This is a genomic window from Rossellomorea sp. RS05, assembly GCF_039822645.1.
GTDB lineage: Bacteria > Bacillota > Bacilli > Bacillales > Bacillaceae_B > Rossellomorea > Rossellomorea marisflavi_B.
The window spans coordinates 118,925-138,687 of sequence record NZ_JBDKWY010000001.1; the positions used below are offsets into that span (position 1 = coordinate 118,925).

At 48.2% G+C, this 19,763-nt stretch carries 20 protein-coding genes; 15 read left to right on the plus strand and 5 right to left on the minus strand.

Annotated elements, in window-relative coordinates; translation table 11 throughout:
- The first annotated feature begins 22 nt into the window (after positions 1-22).
- On the plus strand, positions 23-433 hold the full coding sequence (locus ABJ225_RS00700; RefSeq protein ID WP_347317943.1) for a DoxX family protein: 411 nt from the start codon (positions 23-25) through the stop codon (positions 431-433).
- Positions 434-490: 57 nt separating this feature from the next.
- Here ABJ225_RS00700 and ABJ225_RS00705 read toward each other — a convergent pair whose 3' ends face one another.
- Together ABJ225_RS00705 and ABJ225_RS00710 are read right to left on the minus strand one after the other, a co-directional pair.
- Positions 491-1,879 (minus strand): hypothetical protein, encoded by a 1,389-nt coding sequence (locus tag ABJ225_RS00705; RefSeq protein ID WP_347317945.1) that lies wholly within the window; start codon positions 1,877-1,879, stop codon positions 491-493.
- A 177-nt stretch (positions 1,880-2,056) separates the two neighbouring features.
- Positions 2,057-2,560 (minus strand): antibiotic biosynthesis monooxygenase family protein, encoded by a 504-nt coding sequence (locus tag ABJ225_RS00710; protein WP_218245705.1) that lies wholly within the window; start codon positions 2,558-2,560, stop codon positions 2,057-2,059.
- Between the two features lie 287 nt (positions 2,561-2,847).
- Between ABJ225_RS00710 and hemE the strand changes: the two genes are divergently transcribed.
- The 6 genes from hemE (at position 2,848) to ABJ225_RS00740 (ending at position 10,468) form a co-directional block, all read left to right on the plus strand.
- On the plus strand, positions 2,848-3,879 hold the full coding sequence (hemE, locus tag ABJ225_RS00715; RefSeq protein ID WP_053427606.1) for a uroporphyrinogen decarboxylase: 1,032 nt from the start codon (positions 2,848-2,850) through the stop codon (positions 3,877-3,879).
- 88 nt (positions 3,880-3,967) lie between these two features.
- Complete coding sequence (gene hemH, locus ABJ225_RS00720) at positions 3,968-4,897, plus strand: ferrochelatase (protein ID WP_347317947.1); 930 nt, start codon at positions 3,968-3,970, stop codon at positions 4,895-4,897.
- Between the two features lie 94 nt (positions 4,898-4,991).
- Entirely contained in the window at positions 4,992-6,383 is a 1,392-nt protein-coding gene (hemY, locus tag ABJ225_RS00725; protein WP_347317949.1) for a protoporphyrinogen oxidase, read from the plus strand.
- A gap of 157 nt (positions 6,384-6,540) precedes the next feature.
- On the plus strand, positions 6,541-7,107 hold the full coding sequence (locus tag ABJ225_RS00730; protein WP_079516702.1) for a TetR/AcrR family transcriptional regulator: 567 nt from the start codon (positions 6,541-6,543) through the stop codon (positions 7,105-7,107).
- A gap of 110 nt (positions 7,108-7,217) precedes the next feature.
- Entirely contained in the window at positions 7,218-9,413 is a 2,196-nt protein-coding gene (locus ABJ225_RS00735; protein WP_347317951.1) for a YhgE/Pip family protein, read from the plus strand.
- 338 nt (positions 9,414-9,751) lie between these two features.
- Positions 9,752-10,468 carry a FixH family protein gene (locus ABJ225_RS00740; protein WP_347317953.1) on the plus strand — a complete coding sequence of 239 codons (717 nt, stop codon included), beginning with the start codon at positions 9,752-9,754 and terminating at the stop codon, positions 10,466-10,468.
- Positions 10,469-10,534: 66 nt separating this feature from the next.
- On the opposite strand, the gene yhfH is transcribed toward ABJ225_RS00740, so the two are convergent.
- Positions 10,535-10,669, minus strand: a complete 135-nt coding sequence (gene yhfH / locus ABJ225_RS00745; protein ID WP_079515781.1) for a protein YhfH — start codon at positions 10,667-10,669, stop codon at positions 10,535-10,537.
- Between the two features lie 185 nt (positions 10,670-10,854).
- Here yhfH and ABJ225_RS00750 point away from each other — a divergent pair, with 185 nt between their 5' ends.
- The 4 genes from ABJ225_RS00750 to ABJ225_RS00765 all read left to right on the plus strand — a co-directional run bounded on the left by ABJ225_RS00750 (position 10,855) and on the right by ABJ225_RS00765 (position 15,178).
- Positions 10,855-11,586: an MBL fold metallo-hydrolase gene (locus ABJ225_RS00750; protein ID WP_347317956.1), complete on the plus strand. Its 732-nt coding sequence runs from the start codon at positions 10,855-10,857 to the stop codon at positions 11,584-11,586.
- 16 nt (positions 11,587-11,602) lie between these two features.
- Positions 11,603-12,589, plus strand: a complete 987-nt coding sequence (gene lplA / locus ABJ225_RS00755; protein WP_347317958.1) for a lipoate--protein ligase — start codon at positions 11,603-11,605, stop codon at positions 12,587-12,589.
- A 192-nt stretch (positions 12,590-12,781) separates the two neighbouring features.
- A complete protein-coding gene (locus ABJ225_RS00760) occupies positions 12,782-14,338 on the plus strand; it encodes a fatty acid--CoA ligase family protein (RefSeq protein WP_347317960.1) in 1,557 nt (518 codons plus the stop codon).
- A 63-nt stretch (positions 14,339-14,401) separates the two neighbouring features.
- A complete protein-coding gene (locus tag ABJ225_RS00765) occupies positions 14,402-15,178 on the plus strand; it encodes an enoyl-CoA hydratase-related protein (protein ID WP_347317962.1) in 777 nt (258 codons plus the stop codon).
- Between the two features lie 49 nt (positions 15,179-15,227).
- Here the strand turns inward: ABJ225_RS00765 and ABJ225_RS00770 are convergent, their stop codons facing one another.
- The gene (locus tag ABJ225_RS00770; protein ID WP_048004385.1) at positions 15,228-15,413 is read right to left on the minus strand and encodes a hypothetical protein; all 186 of its coding nucleotides are present in this window, start codon (positions 15,411-15,413) and stop codon (positions 15,228-15,230) included.
- Positions 15,414-15,552: 139 nt separating this feature from the next.
- On the opposite strand from ABJ225_RS00770, the gene ABJ225_RS00775 reads away from it, so the two are divergent.
- Positions 15,553-16,233 carry a protein kinase family protein gene (locus tag ABJ225_RS00775; protein ID WP_347317964.1) on the plus strand — a complete coding sequence of 227 codons (681 nt, stop codon included), beginning with the start codon at positions 15,553-15,555 and terminating at the stop codon, positions 16,231-16,233.
- 181 nt (positions 16,234-16,414) lie between these two features.
- Positions 16,415-17,665: a YeeE/YedE family protein gene (locus ABJ225_RS00780; protein WP_347317966.1), complete on the plus strand. Its 1,251-nt coding sequence runs from the start codon at positions 16,415-16,417 to the stop codon at positions 17,663-17,665.
- Between the two features lie 301 nt (positions 17,666-17,966).
- On the opposite strand, the gene ABJ225_RS00785 is transcribed toward ABJ225_RS00780, so the two are convergent.
- Positions 17,967-18,527: a helix-turn-helix domain-containing protein gene (locus ABJ225_RS00785; protein ID WP_347317968.1), complete on the minus strand. Its 561-nt coding sequence runs from the start codon at positions 18,525-18,527 to the stop codon at positions 17,967-17,969.
- 102 nt (positions 18,528-18,629) lie between these two features.
- Here ABJ225_RS00785 and ABJ225_RS00790 point away from each other — a divergent pair, with 102 nt between their 5' ends.
- Together ABJ225_RS00790 and ABJ225_RS00795 are read left to right on the plus strand one after the other, a co-directional pair.
- Positions 18,630-19,349, plus strand: coding sequence for an AzlC family ABC transporter permease (locus ABJ225_RS00790; RefSeq protein WP_347317970.1), 720 nt, complete (start codon positions 18,630-18,632; stop codon positions 19,347-19,349).
- Position 19,350: 1 nt separating this feature from the next.
- Positions 19,351-19,650, plus strand: a complete 300-nt coding sequence (locus ABJ225_RS00795; RefSeq protein ID WP_481900602.1) for an AzlD domain-containing protein — start codon at positions 19,351-19,353, stop codon at positions 19,648-19,650.
- The last annotated feature ends 113 nt before the right edge of the window (positions 19,651-19,763 follow it).

Below are 19,763 nucleotides of genomic sequence, written 5' to 3' on the forward strand. Positions count from 1 at the left end.
GAGTGGAAAGGTGGGGAAACGTGTGTCACGTCGAAAAAAAGTAGTGAGATGGTTCGGCCTCGTTCTATTCTCTTTCTTCTTCATTGCAGCGGGGATATTCCATTTCATAGAGGCCCAAGGCTTTGCGCGGATGATCCCTTCATTCCTTCCTCTGAAGGAGGAGGCGGTCTACCTGACTGGGATACTTGAGTTCATACTCGCCATCCTCCTTCTCATTCCGAAGACGAGAAGAAAAACCGGCATCGTAACGGCCGTCTATCTGGTTCTGATCTTTCCTGCCAATATCTATGCAGCCGTCAAAGGCATACCCGCTCCCGGGGCTGAAGAAGCAAACGCTCCCCTACTTTGGGTGAGGCTCCTCTTCCAACCGCTCTTGATCTGGTGGGTGCTAGCTGTCAGCAAGGTGGAAAAGACTCGTAGCTTCTATTCATAGGAAGATATCAAAAATGCGCCCCGTGAGCAAAACCTGCTTTCCGGGGCGCATTTCGTTTTACATAAGGAACATGGCTGCAATCGTCGTTACGACCAACCCGATGGTGACCGGGAGAAGGTTGCGACGGGCGAGTTCGAAAGGGTCTACCCCGCAAATCGCCGCTGCAGGAATCAGAGCCCATGGAACAAGTGTCCCACCACCGACCCAGATGGCAGCAATCTGTCCAAGGGCTGTGAGGGTCGCAACGCCAGATCCAATGCTGTCGGCAAATAGGGAGGCAATGGACCCGACGAGGGAAATCCCCGAAAACCCTGAACCATCAAGACCGGTTATGGCTCCTACAGCAGTCAGTGTAACAGCACCTACTGCTTGAGATATCGGAACGACTGCTGACAACGCGGCCCCCAAATCATTGACGATACCGTGTGAGGTTTGCGGCAGGTGATCACCGATGATGGCATTAAACCCTGAGTCGCCGAGGTAAAAGAACGCTGCGATGGGAATGACGGGACCGAACACTTTGAAACCGAACTGGAATCCGTCGATGAGGAACCCGGTGGTTTTTGACAAACCATCTCCTTTGAATGCTGCAAGGGAGATGATAAGAACGATGAACATGGCGGTACCACCAATCAATGCAGTGGCATCTCCGCCCTGGAGATTGAAAACAGACATCGCCACCACATTCAGGATGAAGGCGGCGGGAATCAGAATGGCAATGATCCGTCTCCAGACAGGGGAGAGGGAGGATGAGGTGTCCGTTTCGGTGAACAGCAAAGGTGAAGTCTCCACCTTCAGTTTTCCCTGCTTCATATCCCTCTTTAGGAAAATGAAAGCCGTTACGGTCGTGACCACCCCCATGATAATGACCAGTGGGATACTTGCAGAAATAACATCTCCAATCGGGATGCCTGCTGCGTCCGAAGTGAGCTTCGGTGCAGCCTGTATGACAAAGTCCCCTGAAAGGGCAATTCCGTGTCCGAAAAGGTTCATGGCCATGGCGATTCCGAGTGCCGGAAGCCCCACCCTGAGAGCGACAGGAACAAGGACGGCTCCGAGTAGGGCGACAGCTGGCGATGGCCAAAAAAACCAGGAGATGAACATCATGACGAGACCGATTGTCCAGTAGGCAAGGGCAGGAGTACGGATGAATGAAGCGAATGGTTTGATCATCACATCATTGATGCCGGTGGAGGTTAAACTTCTGCTCATGGCAACGATGATGGAAATGACGAGTATGGTGGGGAGCAGTTCGGTAATCGCATAGATGAAGCTTGAGAAGATTGAACTGATTGATCCGGTCAAAGAGCCGGTGGCGACAGCGGCAATGGTGAAAATCCCTAGGATGCAAATGATGGTGGTGTCCTTCCTGAACACCATAAAGGCGATGATCAATCCGATGAACGATAAATAGATCCAATGCAGGGAGGTCAAATCGATCCCCATTAGGAAAACCCCTTTCCATTCTTACAGGGCAAAAGCCCTGATTTGTAGTAATAAGATATGAAAGGGGAAACCTGTTCGTGCCAGGAGTGGTGCATTTCCTGGGGAATAGGGGGGGATATTGTCCATTCCGGCACACAAATAAGGAGCCGCCGAAAATCGGCGGCTCCACTGAAACCATCAGATGGTCGTCACATGATATTTTGTCACATAGGATGAACGGGGGAAGATGTCTTTTTTATTGTCGATTCCGGATTCCGTTCCGCGTTTGGCATGAGCCTTTTTGTACTGGTTGGATTCCTGCCAACCAAGGAAGCTTTTTTCATCCTTCCACTGTGTCATGATCACATATGTATCAGAGCTCTGAGGTCTCAATACCCTGATTGAGATAAAGCCTTCCACTTCTTCCACAAGACCGGCACGATTGGTAAAGCGGTATTCGAATAAGGGGCGCCCTTCGTCCGTTACAGGTATATTGTTGCAAACCACGAACCCTTCTTCCGTAAGCTCCCCGGATGAATCGAGGATGTCATAGGTGCGCGGGGAACTGAAGACGCTGTCCCCTTCGCTTTCGTGGATCAAAAGTCCATCTTCTCCCTGCATGAGGACCATTGTCTCTCCCGGGTGATCGTCTTTGATCGTCTTTAGGAAATCATGGGTCCCTGTCGTCATATAAATCTTCATGTCCATCACCTCTTGCGATATAGTTACCTTCTATTATACTCTTCCCTAAAACCGTTTGCATGTAACATGAAGAGGGAAATGTTTTATAAATCGGTGGCAAAGCCGTGAAAATCGGCAATTTTATGACAGTTGCCACGTAAATCTATACTTTCAGACTGAAAACGTCTATAGTAGTGAGGTTGAGAACATCTATATTCATGAAAACTCTTACATAATTGTTGGAATCAATCTTACTTAGGCTACACTATACATATTGGATGTACGAGGAAAGGTGGACGAACAAAGGTATGAAAGCAATGAATGATACGCTGCTGCGTGCAGCAAGGGGAGAAGATACGGAGCATACTCCGGTATGGTTCATGAGACAGGCTGGACGTTCCCAGCCCGAATACAGGGCGATCAAAGAGAAATATTCTCTTTTTGAAATCACGCATCAGCCTGAACTTTGCGCATATGTGACAAGGCTGCCGGTCGAGCAATACGACGTGGACGCGGCCATCCTCTATAAGGATATCATGTCACCGCTCCCATCGATCGGAGTGGACGTAGAGATCAAGTCTGGAATCGGTCCGGTCATCGACCAGCCGATCCGCTCCCTGTCGGATGTGGAGAAGCTTGGCGAGATTCACCCGGAAGAGGATGTTCCTTACGTACTTGATACGATCCGTCTCCTGACAACCGAGCAGCTGTCGGTTCCCTTGATCGGATTTGCAGGGGCACCGTTCACCATGGCAAGTTATATGATCGAGGGTGGCCCATCAAAGAATTATAATAAGACGAAGGCCTTCATGTATGAACAGCCTCAAAGCTGGTTCGCCCTCATGGACAAACTGTCTGACATGACCATCACGTATGGGAAATCACAAATCAAGGCAGGAGCATCTGCTTTTCAAATATTTGATTCCTGGGTTGGCGCACTGAACGTACAGGACTACCGTTATTTCATCAAGCCATATATGGAACGGATCTTCAATGAATTGAAAGAAACCGGTGTTCCCCTCATCCTCTTCGGGGTGGGTGCCAGTCATCTGGCAAGGGAATGGCATGACCTGCCGGTTGACGTCGTCGGTCTGGACTGGAGACTATCCATCAAGGAAGCAAGGGGGATGGGGCTTACGAAGACTCTTATGGGTAATCTTGATCCTGCGATCCTCCTTGCACCATGGGAAGTCATCGAAGAGCGTACAAAAGCGATACTGGATCAAGGCATGGAATTGCCTGGCCATATCTTCAACCTTGGACACGGGGTGTTCCCTCAGGTGAATCCGGACACATTGAAGAGGCTTGCTGCCTTTGTACACGACTATAGTTCGAGATAACCGATCTGCCGAGCACTATTTTTGGTATTAATGGTCCAAACATGGCACAATATTCACAGACAAGTTATCAACTAAGAGGTGAAGAGGTATGTCTAAGAAAAAAATGGGTCTCCTCGTCATGGCTTACGGGACCCCCTATAAAGAAGAAGATCTTGAACGTTATTACACGCATATCCGTCACGGTAGGGCGCCATCAAGTGAACTGCTTGAAGACCTCCGGGGCCGGTATGAGGCAATCGGGGGGATCTCCCCTTTGGCAAAGATCACCCTGGAACAGGCCAAGAGCCTTGAAGAACACTTAAATGATATGCAGGATGAGATTGAATTCAAAATGTATCTCGGCCTGAAGCATATCGAACCATTCGTGGAAGATGCAGTGGAACAGATGCATCGAGATGGAATTGAAGAAGCGGTCTCCATCGTACTTGCTCCTCATTTCTCTACCTTCAGCGTGAAGTCTTATAACGGCAGGGCGAAAGAAGCGGCAGAGAAACTGGGAGGACCAGTCATTACGTCTGTTGAGAGCTGGTACGATGAGCCGAAATTCATTCAGTACTGGGTCGACCGTGTGAAGGAAACCTACGCGGGTATGTCTTCTGAGGAACGTAAATCAGCCGTGCTGATTGTGTCGGCTCACAGCCTGCCTCAGCGCATCCTCCAATCAGGGGATCCGTATCCCAAGCAGCTTGAAGACACGGCACGTATGATTGCAGATGGTGCCGGCGTGAAGGAGTATGCGGTCGGATGGCAGAGTGAAGGGAATACGCCGGATCCTTGGCTGGGTCCCGATGTACAGGATCTGACCAGAGATCTTCATGAGGAAAAAGGGTACAAAACCTTTGTTTATACTCCCGTTGGATTTGTATCCGACCACTTGGAAGTACTATATGATAATGACTACGAATGTAAAGTGGTGACGGATGAAATCGGTGCGGCTTATTATCGTCCGGAAATGCCGAATAGCAAGCCGGAATTCATCGACGCCCTTGCAGACGTTGTATTGAAGCACATTCAGTAGCTCAGGCAGTTGGACTGAGGCAGAAGGAAACCATTCCCGCAGCCCAGTCCTTCTCTGTGTTTTATGATCTTTGAATAAAAGAAGGCGATGAAGTATGACAGATAGAATGAAGAAGCGGGTCGTCGTCATCGGCGGGGGCATCACGGGATTGGCGGCAACGTTTTACCTTCAAAAAGAAGCGCGTGAAAAGGGGCTTCCTTATGACGTGAAACTTGTAGAGTCGACACACAGGGTCGGCGGTAAGGTACAGACCGTCAAAAGGGATGGATATGTGATCGAGAAAGGTCCTGATTCCGTATTTACGACGAATGACTCGATCTTGAAGCTGGCCGGGGAACTCGGAATCAGCGATACATTGGTGACGAATGAGAAAGGGAAGTCCTTTGTGATTGCCGGGGGGGAATTATACCCCATTCCGGGAGGGTCGATCGTGGGCATCCCTACCCAGATTGCACCTTTTGTCACGACCAATCTTTTCTCTCTCACCGGTAAGATGAGGGCAGCTGCAGATTTCCTCCTGCCACGCTCTCACATGACGGAGGACCAATCACTCGGTACGTTTTTCAGGAGAAGGATGGGAGATGAGGTGGTGGATCATCTCATTGAACCCCTTTTGACAGGCATTTTTGCAGGGGACATCGATCAGATGAGCCTCATGTCCACCTTTCCGCAATTCTATGAACTTGAACAAAAACATCGCAGTTTGATAGCAGGAATCAAAAAAAACAGCCAGAAAGAGACATCAGAAGGCGGATTTTTGACCTTTACCGGCGGACTGCAGTCCATGATCGACGCGTTGGAGGCGAAGATCGAACCGGGAACGGTGTATAAAAGCATGAAGGCGACCCATATCCGAAAAGAAGAGAAAGGATATTCCGTCACCTTTGCCAATGGAAGCATCGAGTGCGATGCCATCATACTGGCTGCCCCCCATCACGTGGTTCAAAGACTTCTTCCACAAGAAGGGTATCTGAGTTTTCTGAAAGAGATGCCCGCCACTTCTGTCGCCACCGTTGCCATGGGCTTCGACAATGAAGCGATCAAGCAAAAAAGGGACGGCACCGAGTTCCTCGTGTCGAGAAACAGTGATTTTTCCCTCACGGCAGCTGCATGGACACATCGGAAATGGCCTCATACGGCTCCAAAAGGAAAGGCACTCATCAGGAGCTATTTAGGGAAACCGGGCGATGAAGCGATTGTTGATCTTTCCGATGATCAAATTGAGCAGATTGTCATTGAGGATCTGAACAAAATCGTTGAATTGAACGCGAAGCCAGAATTCACCATTGTGTCGAGATATAAGCAATCCATGCCTCAGTATACGGTCGGACACCGGGACCGCATAAGGGAAATGGCAAGGAAGGCGGAGGAATCCATTCCTGGTATTTTCATCACCGGAAGTTCCTTCGAGGGACTGAGCATACCCGACTGTGTTTTACAGGGTGAAACGGCAGTGGAAAAGACCCTGCAATTCCTTCAGGATTGATGCATCTCCCGAAAGGCCAAATCTTGCCGATTTGGCCTTTTTTCTTGTGGGAGCTATTTCCTTCTTGCTATAGGTGGGTGTATATGGTAAGTTAAGTAATGGTGATGAAATGACCAAAAATCAAATTTAGTCATTCGGTCATCTGGAGGTGGAAATCATCGACCGTAAAAAACAGATTGTGGATGCAGCAACTAAATCCTTTTCTTTATTCGGGTATAAAGCTACGACCATGGATCAAGTGGCAAAGCTTGCAAATGTGGGGAAAGGGACCATCTATACGTTTTTCAGCAACAAAGAAGAGCTGTTCGATGAAATAGCGTTTTCCTTGATGAATGAAATGAAGGGCAGAGCAGAGGAAGCCATCTCTCCGAACGTGACATTTTCCGAGAACGTTCACAATGCCCTGTTCTCTATGCTGGAATATCGGAAAGAACATAAGCTCACTATCAAACTTTATCAGGAAGCAAGAGAAATGGGGACGCCAGCTGTCTCAGATGCCCTGCATAAGCTCGAACAGATGGTGGTGGAGTTCCTTAGTGAACGGATATCAAGGGCCATCGAGTCGAAAGCAATCAAACCATGCAATCCAGAAATGACGGCTTTCGTCATGTTGAAGCTTTATGTGGCTCTTATTTTCGATTGGGAGCGTGAACGGGGAGAACTTGATAAAGATGAAATCGCCAATCTTTTTAAGCTTTATTTGATTGAAGGATTATCGTTTTGATAGTCCCTTTCTTTTGGAGGGGAATGACCAAATGAATAATATGGTCATTTATTTTATGACCAATATGACCAAATGAATAAAATAGTCAATTCGAATGTGAGGGAAGACAAATGTTTAAATCTGCGGGCTCAGAATTTAAAGCCATTTTTAAAAACAAGAAATTATTGATACCAATCATCGCGGTCCTCCTCATACCGGTCATGTACAGCGGTATGTTCCTATGGGCCTTCTGGGATCCATATGAACAGCTGAGTGATCTTCCGGTTGCCATCGTGAATAATGACGAAGGAGCTGACTTCGAGGGACAGTCCTTGGAAATCGGTTCTGAGTTGGTCAAGAAATTGAAAGATAGTGATCAATTCGATTTTCACTTTGTGAATGAGAAAGATGGATACAAAAACCTCGAGAAGCAGAAATATTATATGCTGGTGGAGATTCCGAAGGACTTCTCAAAGAACGGGACGACCTTGCTTGATGATCATCCTACAAAGCTTGCGTTGAAGTATGTACCGAATGAAAGCTTCAACTTCTTGTCCGCCCAGATCGGCGAGACGGCAATGAAAGAAATCAAAGCAAGCTTGTCCAAGTCTGTTTCTGAAACGTATGCGGAAACGATGTTCGATAAAATTGGAGAGCTTGGAGACGGGTTCAAAACGGCGAGTGACTCAGCCGCAGACATCAATAAAGGGGCAGGAGATCTGGCAAAAGGGGCAGGAAGCCTCAAGGATAATCTGACAACCCTTGCTGAAAAAAATGTGGAAATGAATAATGGTGTCGAGAAGACCCGCTCAGGTGCTAAGTCTCTGGCTGACGGTTCAAGCGAGCTGTCGGGAGGCATGGGGCAGCTTTCCGAGAACTATGGAAAACTATATAAAGGATCCGAGGATATTCAGGCCGGAATCGACAGCCTGTCCTCAGGTTTGGTACAAAGCAGTGAAGGATTGACCCAGGTGGATCAAGGTCTTCAGTCGGCTATCGACAATACGGGAAAACTCCAATCCGGTGCCCAGGAACTGACCGGTAGAATCGGTGAACTGCAGGAAGGGGCAGGCAAGGTGAATACAGGTGCTGAGCAGGTTAACGCCGGTTCGAAGCAGCTGAAAGAACAATTGACGCCACTCCTTGCCAGTCTCCCTGATGAGCAGAGAGCCGCATTGGAAGGAGCATTGAATCAGCTGACCGAGGGTACTGCATCCCTTCAACAAGGAACAGGTGCCCTCCAAGAAGGAACAGGTGCCCTTAAGACGGGAGCAGGTACGCTTGCTTCAGGACTCGGTGCCTTGAATGAAGGACAAAATACATTGCTTTCTGGAGTGAATCAACTTGAAAGTGGATCGGCAGCCCTTCAGGAGGGAGCAGGCAAACTTCAGGCCGGTCAAGGAGAAATCATGAGCAATTTCGCGCTCCTCAACGGAAAGCTGAATGAGGCCAAAGACGGGACCCAGCGTCTTGCTGCTGGTGCCGGAGAGTTAAGTGCCGGTATGGATCAGCTGTATGATGGATCGAGCCGACTGACGGAAGGATCCAGACAGCTCGCAGATGGATCAGCTAAGCTGGCGGATGGCTCGACTAAACTTTCTGAAGGAACCGGTGAGTACGATGAAAAACTGAAGGAAGCATCGGAAAAAGCCAACAGCGTCAAACCGAATGAAGAAACCGCCGACATGATGGCGGCTCCAGTCGACGTGAAAAATGAGAAGATCAATCATGTACCGAACTACGGTACAGGGTTTACACCTTATTTCCTTTCACTTGGACTATTCGTCGGTGCATTGCTGATTTCCATCGTTTACCCATTAAGGGAACCTGCAGGCATTCCTTCCAATGGAGGAAGCTGGTTCTTCGGTAAACTCATGGTTCTTGCAACCGTAGGGATCATTCAATCGATTGTAGCCGTCGCCATACTCCTTTGGGGTCTCGGGCTTGAAGTGGAAAGTGTACCGCTGTTCCTCCTCTTCTCAGTGGTGACAAGTTTTACATTCCTTGCTCTTATCCAGATGCTTGTGACAATCCTTGGAGACCCGGGACGCTTCGTTGCCATCGTGATCCTGATTCTTCAGTTGACCACAAGCGCAGGGACATTCCCACTGGAATTGATCCCTACCGCCCTTCAGCCGATCAGTGCGCTATTGCCGATGACCTATTCGGTTGCAGGATTCAAGGCGGTCATCTCAAGTGGTGATATGACGGTCATGTGTAATAATCTCGGCATCCTCTGTGGATATGCCGCAGTATTTGCCCTGATCACGTTGACATTCTTCATTGTGAAGTTCAAAAAACAGGTAGATCAACCTGTAGAAGCATAACAGTTAGGAACTAGGATAAATATGTTCCTGACAAAAAACATCCGGACGATCATTCGAGTTCCTTAATTGGAATCGAATGCGTTCGGATGTTTTTGTCTATATATGTATCCCCACAGTCAGAGTGATGCATGCCAAGGCGAAGGGAACGACAAAACCTTTAATGGAAGTATGAAAAATCCAAGATATCTTTCAGTGAAGCAACAGGGATATGTATATGAATGCCTCACTTCCTGACCTTCATAAAATGGACAAATACAGTCCTCCTCTTCGGGTGTATACTAGTGGAAGGATCGATTAATACTAGAATGGAAACTATGAAGTAAAGGAGCGGATCGACCATGAAAAAAGCATGGATGGTTCTGATGGGCGCTGCCATTGTATTGGCTGCATGCGGACAAGGAAATGACAAGTCTTCGGACGGCGGGGAAATGCAAAAGCCGATTGATGCCCAAATCGATATTCCTAAACAAGCTGATAAAGGGGAGAAGGTCCCCCTTGCCGTTACGGTGACCCAAGATGATAAAGCAGTGGATGACGCAGGGGAGCTTGAATTTGAAGTATGGCCGAAAGATAAAAAAGAAGATAGTAAAATGGTAGAAGCAAAACATGATAAAGGAGGACTTTATAAAGGGGAAACGACATTCGATCAGGATGGTACATATGTTGTCCAGGCCCATGTGACGGCCCGGGATATGCATACGATGCCAAAGGAAGAAATCACGATCGGCAATGGGGGAGATCATGAGCATCACCATGAAGGAAGCGACACCTCCATCCACTTTATGGCACCGGAAGAACTGAAAGCCTCTCAGGATGAAGTCTTTACCGTCCATGTGGAAAATGACAAAAAACCATTGACCGGGGCGGAGGTAAGGCTTGAAATTTCCCAGGAAGGCGTCGAAAAACATGAATGGATCGACGGAACGGAAAAAGGGAATGGAGAATACGAAGTGAAACACACATTCCCTGAAGCGGGGGAATATATGGTGAAGGTCCACGTGACCAAAGGGGACGAGGTCCACGACCACATCATGGAAACCGTAAAAGTTGATTAAGGTATCGAATAGAACAGAAAACATTGAAAGTGGCGCCCATATAGGGACGCCACTTTTTTCTCTATATCAATACTCGTAGTCTGTCGTACACTTCTCGCAGTATATGCCGTAGCATTCATGCTGTTCTTCGATTTCATCTCCACACTGGGCACAAGACTTTGGCGGCAGGTTCCTGAAAAACTCCATAATGTTTTTTACCATGTTCATCATCACCTTCCAAGTTAGTATCCACCCTTATTGTTATATAACTGATGGATTAATTTGTTTTATTGTATTATAACAGTATAAAAAGCGTCAACCATTTATTCGAAAATAGGCTGAAAAAATGAAAAACTAGGCACAATGAAGTATAGTATGAGTAGCGCACAACAGAATGGAGGTACAAGATGAAACTTACTGTTATCGGGCATTGGGGTGGTTACCCTAAAGCCGGGGAGGCTAGCTCCGGATACATAGTGGAACATGAAGGATTCCGTCTCCTCATTGATTGTGGAAGCGGCGTCCTCTCAAGGCTTCAGACCCATTTTCCTGTCAGTCAGCTTGATGCCGTCATCCTTTCACACTATCACCCTGATCATGTGGCGGATATCGGTGTTCTTCAGCATGCTCTCCTGATTCAGTCTTTTCTTGGAACGAAGAAAAAACTGCCGGTCTATGGACATCGCGAAGACGAGCAGGGATTCCGCTCTCTTGCATATCGGGATGTGATGGAGGGGATCGAATATAAAGGGGACTCAAGCGTTTCTGTCGGCCCCTTTACCATCAGCTTTGTGAAGACCCGTCATCCTGCCCCGTGCTATGCCATGAGGATCGAGGCTGATGGGAAGGTGCTGTATTATACGGGGGATACGTCTTTTACTGAATCCCTTATCCCTCTTGCCCATCAGGCTGATCTGCTGCTGTGTGAATGTAATTTCTATGGAGGGATGGATGGTTCGGGAGCGGGTCACATGACGAGCATCGATGCAGGGCGACTCGCCCATCAGGCCGGTGTAACACGACTTGTCCTGACTCACCTTCCGCATTTCGGGAATCTTCAGCAACTGGTGGAAGAAGCAGGGACAGCCTTCAACGGGACCATCGAACTTGCTGCCATGAACAAAGAATGGATCATATAGAGGAGGAATCATCAACATGAAATTCATAGACAATAAAGGCATCACGGATCCACGGATCAATCTTGCCATAGAGGAATACGCCCTTAAGAACCTTGATATCGATGAGAGCTATCTGTTGTTCTATATCAACGAGCCTTCCATCATCATCGGTAAAAATCAAAATACGATCGAAGAGATCAACACGGACTATGTGGAAAAGCAGGGACTGCATGTTGTTCGTCGACTCTCGGGCGGAGGGGCCGTCTATCATGATCTCGGCAACCTGAACTTCAGCTTCATCACAAAGGACGATGGTGACAGCTTCCACAACTTCAAGAAGTTTACCGAACCAGTGATCGAAGCATTGAATAAATTGGGTGTCAAAGCGGAGCTGAGCGGAAGGAATGATATCCTTGCAGAAGGAAGGAAGATTTCCGGTAATGCCCAGTTCTCTACCAGGGGCCGCATGTTCAGCCATGGTACACTGCTGTTTGATTCTGAAATGGAAAACGTTGTATCTGCCCTACGGGTGAAAAAGGACAAGATTGAATCGAAAGGCATCAAATCGATCCGGAGCCGGGTGGCGAATATTTCTGAATTCCTTGAAGGAAAATTGACGATTGAAGAATTCAGGTCCACCCTTCTCAAGTACATTTTCAATGACAGCGATGTAGAAGAATATGTTTTGACCGATGAGGACTGGGATCGCATTCACGCTTTGTCCAAGGAACGCTATCAGAACTGGGATTGGAATTATGGGAAATCACCTTCGTTCAATCTCCAGCACTCCCATCGCTTCCCTGTCGGTCAGATTGATGTGAGATTGGAAGTAAGAAAGGGCACCATTGAAAACTGCAAGATATACGGAGATTTCTTCGGAGTCGGCAATGTGGATGAAATTGAAGAAAAGCTTACAGGTACCCGTTATGAGCGCAGCGAAATCGAACAAGTTCTCGAAGGTATGGATATCCAATACTACTTCGGTAAAGTGACAAAAGAGGAATTTATCGATTTAGTATATTGAGTATCGGAAGGTGGGCCGTTATGGCCTGCCTTTTTCCATGTTGATCGCGATATCCTAAGTGGCAGAGGTTAAGTAGGCTCGATGGTTTAAATCTTGCAATCTGACTTTTCTTTTAATAGAATATATTTTGAATACTTTTACTAGTTTGATGAATGACCATTCATTCATTTCGAGAAAAAGGGAGGGGCAGGAATGAATATTGCTTCACGGTTAAAGGAAGTTTCACAGGACAAAGGGGAGAAGATCGCGTATCATTTCTTGGACACATCCGTTTCTTACAGGGAGCTTGATGATTCGGTTTCCCGCTTTGCGGGCGGTTTGGAGAGCCTTGGCTTGATGAAGGGGGATCATATTGCTCTCATACTGGGGAACTCGCCTCATTTCGTTATCGGTCTTTACGGCGCGCTTCGCCTGGGATTAAGGGTCATCCCGATCAATCCAATCTATACACCCGATGAAATGGGGTACATACTGAGTAATGGGGATGTGAAGGCGGTCATCACATTGGATCTCATGGTTCCACTCATGGGGAAACTTGAATCGCTTCTTCAATCCGTTGATCACGTCATTCTCTGTGAATCGGGAGATGACAGGGCAAAAGGGGTGGATCTTGAACGAATCGGTTTGTTGAACCCAAAAATGAAATCGTTTACAAATGTACTTTCCCTTGGCGGTACGGATTTTGAAGGAGCAGAGGTAGCAGAAGATGATACAGCCATCATACTTTACACTTCGGGAACAACAGGAAAGCCGAAAGGAGCCATGCTGACACATAAGAATGTGTATTCAAATGCATGGGATGTCGGAACATACCTCCAGATGAGTGAACAAGATCGTGTCATCACGGCCCTTCCCATGTTCCATGTGTTCTGTCTCACAGTGGCACTTAATGCTCCGCTCATGATGGGTGCTACCCTTCTCATCGCTCCGAAGTTCAGTCCAAAGGGGATCTTCGGGTTATCCAGGATGCATAAACCGACCGTATTTGCAGGTGTACCGACCATGTATAATTTCCTCTACCAGTACACTGATGGAGATCCCGATGACCTCAGTTCCCTCAGGCTATGTATATCCGGAGGAGCTTCCATGCCAGTTGCCCTCTTGAAAAACTTCGAGCAGAAGTTCAACGTCATGATTTCAGAAGGCTATGGATTATCCGAGGCTTCACCGGTGACCTGTTTCAATCCACTCGATCGCCCAAGAAAGCCCGGTTCGATCGGAACATCGATCATGAGCATCAAGAATAAAGTTGTCAATGAACTCGGTGAAGAGGTCCCGCCTGGGCAAGTGGGGGAATTGATTGTAAATGGCCCGAACGTGATGAAGGGGTATTATAAAATGGAAGAAGAAACCCAAGCCGCAATCAAGGACGGGTGGCTTTACACCGGTGATTTGGCCCGAATGGATGAAGAGGGGTACTTCTATATCGTGGATCGGAAAAAAGAGCTGATCATCGTCGGTGGATTCAATGTGTATCCAAGGGAAATAGAAGAAGTGCTGTATGATCATCCTGAGATCGTGGAAGCAGCCGTCATCGGGGTCCCGCATCCCGAGAAAGGGGAAGCCGTGAGCTGTTACGTCGTGAGGAAAGATCCGGCTTTGTCTGAAGAAGAGGTGATGGAGTATTGTCGTGAGCGATTGGCAAAATATAAACTTCCTTCTTCCATCGAATTTCTCGAAGAACTGCCGAAGAACACAACCGGCAAGATTTTGAGGAGAGCGTTGAAAGCACAGGTACTGAATCCATGATTTAGAGGTTTTTTTCGAAACATGTCGAATATACGTAGAGACATGAGGAAAGGGGAGTGAAGTATGGAATACATTCTGTTGGAACAAAAGGCTCATGTGGCGGTAGTGACAATCAACCGTCCGGATGCCATGAACGCCTTTCACTATGATTCCCTGCACGAACTGCAGCAAATCGTGGAATCTCTCAGGCTGAACCCTGATGTACGGGCGGTGATCTTCACTGGAAGCGGAGAGAAAGCATTCAGTGTGGGGGCCGATCTGAAGGAGCGCAAAACCCTTACGGATCAGCAGGTTGTACGGAACGTATATAAGATCGGAGAAGTATTCAATGAAGTGGCCATGCTGCCACAGCCGACCATTGCCGCCATGAATGGATATGCATTCGGCGGGGGGATGGAACTTGCACTGGCATGTGATTTCCGCCTGGTGGTCGAAGGCACGTCCATGGGACTGACTGAAACGAGTCTTGCCATCATACCGGGTGCGGGTGGTACCCAGCGTCTTCCAAGATTGATAGGGGAATCGAAAGCGCTGGAACTGATCCTTACGGCGAAGCGGCTGACTTCTGAGGAAGCGCTTGATGTGGGGTTGGTGAACAGGGTCTTCGGAAAAGACCGCTTCATGGAAGAGGTATACGACTTTATTGACCCTATGCTGAATAATGGCCCTATCGCTGTCCAACAGGCAAAATATGCGGTGAAATCCGGTATGAACGTCGATCTGCAGTCCGGCCTCCAGATTGAACGAAAGACTTATGAACGACTGATCCCAACAGAAGATCGTGTGGAAGCCCTGTTGGCCTTCAGCCAAAAACGCAAGGCGGAGTTTAAAGGGAAGTGACTCTTCTGCACATGGAAAAGGACTCGCGAATGAACGAGTCCTTTTTTTATTAATTGGTGAGGAGGGCGCGCAGCCCCTTGTAAATGAGGAATAAAGAGAACAACAAGACCGTGATGATACCGATGACGTCTGTCACTGGTGAAATCCCTTCAAGGAATGTTCCGCTAAGCGGGAGCTTCAATAGCGCAAAACCGGATAGGATGCTGGCGAGCATCAGCAGGATGAATCGATCCATAATAGTACCTCCTTTCATTGATAACACTATATGTAAGCGTTATCTTTTTGGTTGGGTGATAGTACCAGATGCAGATTTATATCAGTTTTCTGACAATCATGCTATAGTGTTTGGAACATATCCTGAAAGGGGAATCAGCATGTCTCATCAATGGAAACAGCTCATCTCTTCATTAGAACAGATTACCGTCACTTCGACGGATGACAATGAACCGGTGACCATCCGTGGTGAATATGAAGGGTTCACCTGCGTGGGAATCGGGACGGACGCTGCCGTATTCCGCTCCCCTGATGATCCGGAGTATGCCTTCAAAGTGTACGCAACAACTAAAGCCGATAAAGCCGAGGCAGAAGCCCGCGTCTATGAAGTGCTTGGTGAATCATCTTATTTTCCCACCTGCTATGGGACCTATGGGAATATCCTCGTACTGAGTTTTGAATCAGGCATCACGCTATTCGATTGCGTCCTGCAGGGGATTCATATCCCGAAACATGTAGTCGACGGAGTAGAAGAGGCGAGGGAGTATGTAAGGAGCGTCGGTCTTAACCCAAGGGACATCCATTTGAAGAATATCCTTTTGCAAGATGGAAGGGCAAAGATCGTCGATGTTTCCGAGTACATCCTGGATGGCAATGATTATCGTTGGGAGCACCTCAAGAAGGGATACGACGAGTTTTATTCCCTTATCGACGGGAGAGCAATCCCCTTCTGGGTCGTTGAAACGGTCCGCAAATGGTACCATCAGTGGGTAAACAGACCATCTACCATAGAGGACTTCATGGCCATGCTGTCCAAGTTCATTCCCTTCAATAAGCAATAGACGGATCTTTCCTAAAGGAAAGGTCCATTTTTCATTGTTCCTGGCACTTTTCTTGAAATCTCGACCTGCTGCAGGGAGAATAGTTCCTGCGGAAATGGGTAAAAGGAGAAGAGCGGATTTTTGACAAGTCGTTCAGAATCGTTTAAAATCCAACCATTACAATCAGAAAAGGAGGATTAAAATGACGAAAGTTATTCAACCGGTATCAGAGCAGAAAGGCCCGGTCCAAGGAGGGAAAGCATTGAGCCCCCCTCAAATTCCATTGGTGGCCGGGGGCAGCATCGTATCTGCCGTACTGGTCATCTATCTCGCTTTCACCCAAGATGTCAGCCAGGTCGTGCTCCTGATTCTCGGTCTCTTATTAGGATTCACCCTATTTCATGCACGATTTGGCTTCACATCTGCGTTCCGCCGGGTGATGTCGGTGGGGAACGGCCAAGCACTCAGGGCCCATATGCTCATGCTTGCCATCGCGGTCACACTCTTCGCCCCGATCCTTGCTACCGGGTTTACATTTTTCGGCGGACAGGCGACGGGGTATGTCTCCCCTGTAGGAGTGAGCCTGCTTGTCGGTGCCTTCGTGTTCGGAATCGGGATGCAGCTCGGGGGCGGATGTGCTTCCGGTACCCTATATGCCGTAGGGGGAGGCCGTTCCGTCATGTTCATCACGCTGCTATTCTTTATTGTCGGTTCGACGGTGGGGGCTTATCATCTGCCTTTCTGGACAGAAGAGATGCCTTCATTCAAGCCGTTTTCACTGGCCACTTCTACGGGTCTCGGTTACACAGGTGCCTGGATTATATCCCTAATCTTTTTTGGCCTTGTGGCATGGGTGACGCTTAGGGTCGAGAAGGTGAAGAATCCTCCCCGCATGGCAGCATTGCCTACTGCGAAAGGATGGAAGCGGGTTGTGCGCGGTTCTTGGCCGCTTATGGCTGCGGCTGTCGTCCTCGCTGTACTCAATGCGCTGACGCTTATGACACGCGGGACACCTTGGGGAATCACTTCTGCATTTGCCCTGTGGGGTTCAAAAGCGGCCTCACTCATGGGGATCGATGTGGCAAGTTGGGGATACTGGACAGGCGAGAATGCAAGCGCCCTCCAGGCTTCCATCTTCAGTGATTCCACGACCGTTTTGAACTTCGGCGTGATCCTTGGGGCATTCCTCGCCTCGGCTGCAGGTGGTCTTTTCCGATTCAATAAGATTACAGGCGGGAACGCCATGGCTTCCGTCATCGGCGGTCTGATGATGGGCTATGGTGCCCGGCTTGCCTTTGGATGCAATATCGGTGCGTATTTCGGCGGAATCGCTTCATTCAGCCTTCACGGATATGTATGGGGAATCGTAGCCCTTTCCGGAACATTCCTTGCCCTCTATCTGAGGCCGTTATTCGGATTGTCCGTGCCGAAGCCAAAGGATACCTTCTGCTGAATTTGCTGAAAAGAGGTTGAGACAAAAGGGTCTTAGATATAGAAAAACCCGAATCCAGTTTGAGATGGATTCGGGTTTTTCATTTGTTTCATGAGCCATTATTATTGTCTCCAGCAGTTGATTGGAGTGCAAGAAAAAAGACTCCTCCGGGGAGAGGAGCTGATGTGAGAAGGGCTGCCGAGGAGGCTCTCGGGATACCCGCGGAAAGCAAAGCCTTGCACGGAAATCATGAGCGGTTTAAAGAACCTATACTGATTTTTTTCATTAGATGGTACCTATTCGTTTTGTCCCAGGCTCTGGTTTATAAGAGTTCACCATAGTAGATGACCATATGACACTCGGCGTCTTCAGAAGAGGGGTTGAGGTATTCATGTGCAACATCAGCTTCAAACCGGATCGATTCTCCTTCAGAGAGGGAATAGGAAGCATCGCCGATCTTTAAAGAGAATGTACCTTTCAGGACGGTCAAGTATTCTTCGACCCCCCGTGGGTGCCCGTCGTTCCGGTAATCACAGCCGGGTTTCATGACAATGCGGTAGCTTTCCCATTTCTTTGTCGGTTCGAATGGGAAAATCGGTATGACCACATACTTTCCCCCGTCTTCGAGAACAGGCTCTACATCTTTGTAGTCAATGATGGCGACATCGGCAGCAGGGGCTTCAAGGAGGGAAGAGAATGATACTTTCAGACCGTTCGCGATCTTCCAAAGGGTCGCAACTGTCGGATTGGAATCATCCCTCTCGATCTGACCGATCATGGCTTTGCTCACCCCTGTCCTGTCGGCAACCTGATCAAGGCTAAGCCCTCTTTCTTTTCTGATTTTCCTGATATTGTCTCCGATCTTCATCGGCATCTCATTCATCCACTACACCCCTTGTGCAATATAACGTCTATATGTATACTATAATGAATTGTTAGAATATTTTCATTGTACGACAGTTTATATGATAAAGGAAGTGTAAGCGTGGAAGTTACCTACTCTGTCAAAAAAACCTCTGATTTTCGTTTGGGGCTGCAGGCGGGCTTAAGCATAGCAATCGGTTATATGCCCGTCGCTCTCACGTTCGGGCTCCTGGCAAGGACAACGGGCTTGACGTTTGCAGAGACGGTACTCATGAGTGTCTTTGTATACGCGGGAGCCGCGCAGTATATTTCTCTGAGCCTCATTGCTGTGGGAACCGGCGTAGTGGAAATCGTCCTTACAACGCTAATCGTAAATATCCGCCATTTCCTCATGTCTGCTTCACTGACTGAAAGATTGGAAGAACATCAACTGTATAAAAAGCTGATGACGGCTTTCGGCGTGACAGATGAAACGTTCTCTGTCATCTCGACTCAGGCAGGGAAGATCCGCACCGCTTTTGCAGCAGGCGTCATGATTATATCGTATGGAAGCTGGGTGGTATTTTCCGGAGTCGGACATCTTATGGGCGATGTCATGCCTGGATTCCTCCAGGTCAGCATGTCCATTGCCCTCTATGCCATGTTTGTTGGGCTTCTTGTTCCTTCCATGAAAAAGAGCGTGAAGGTCACGTATCTTGCAGCGGTTGCGGCAGCCGTGAACAGCCTGCTCATCTTTTATACCGATCTGTCCGGGGGCTGGTCCATCGTTGCTTCGACCTTGGTCTCATCCCTCCTGGTTGAATGGATCTGGCAAATGAAGGGGAGGAATCACCGTGGATAAAATGATGCTTTTGATGATTGCAGGTATGGCCGCTGTCACCTACGTGCCTAGGATGCTTCCGTTTGTGATGTTTTCCGGGGCTGAGCTGCCCCCATTTATGAAGGGGGTACTCAATAATGTTCCCTATGCCGTCTTAGGGGCCCTCATTTTCCCGAGCATTTTTCTGATCAAGGAAGGAGACTTGCTTTTCGGATTCGTCGGAGCCGCAGCCGCCTTCGCCCTCGCATTTTGTGGAGCCAATGTCATCATCGTCGTACTGGGTGCCATCGCGATTTTATCAGCCTATACCTTCTTGGTCTGATCGTGGAAGGGATAAAATGAGAAGAGTGGTTCATAATGAGTGATAGATGCTGCGTGGACAGGATTCAGGTCCTTGATGCGCTGATCAGTGCTCTGTACTTCCGGGTTCTAAAT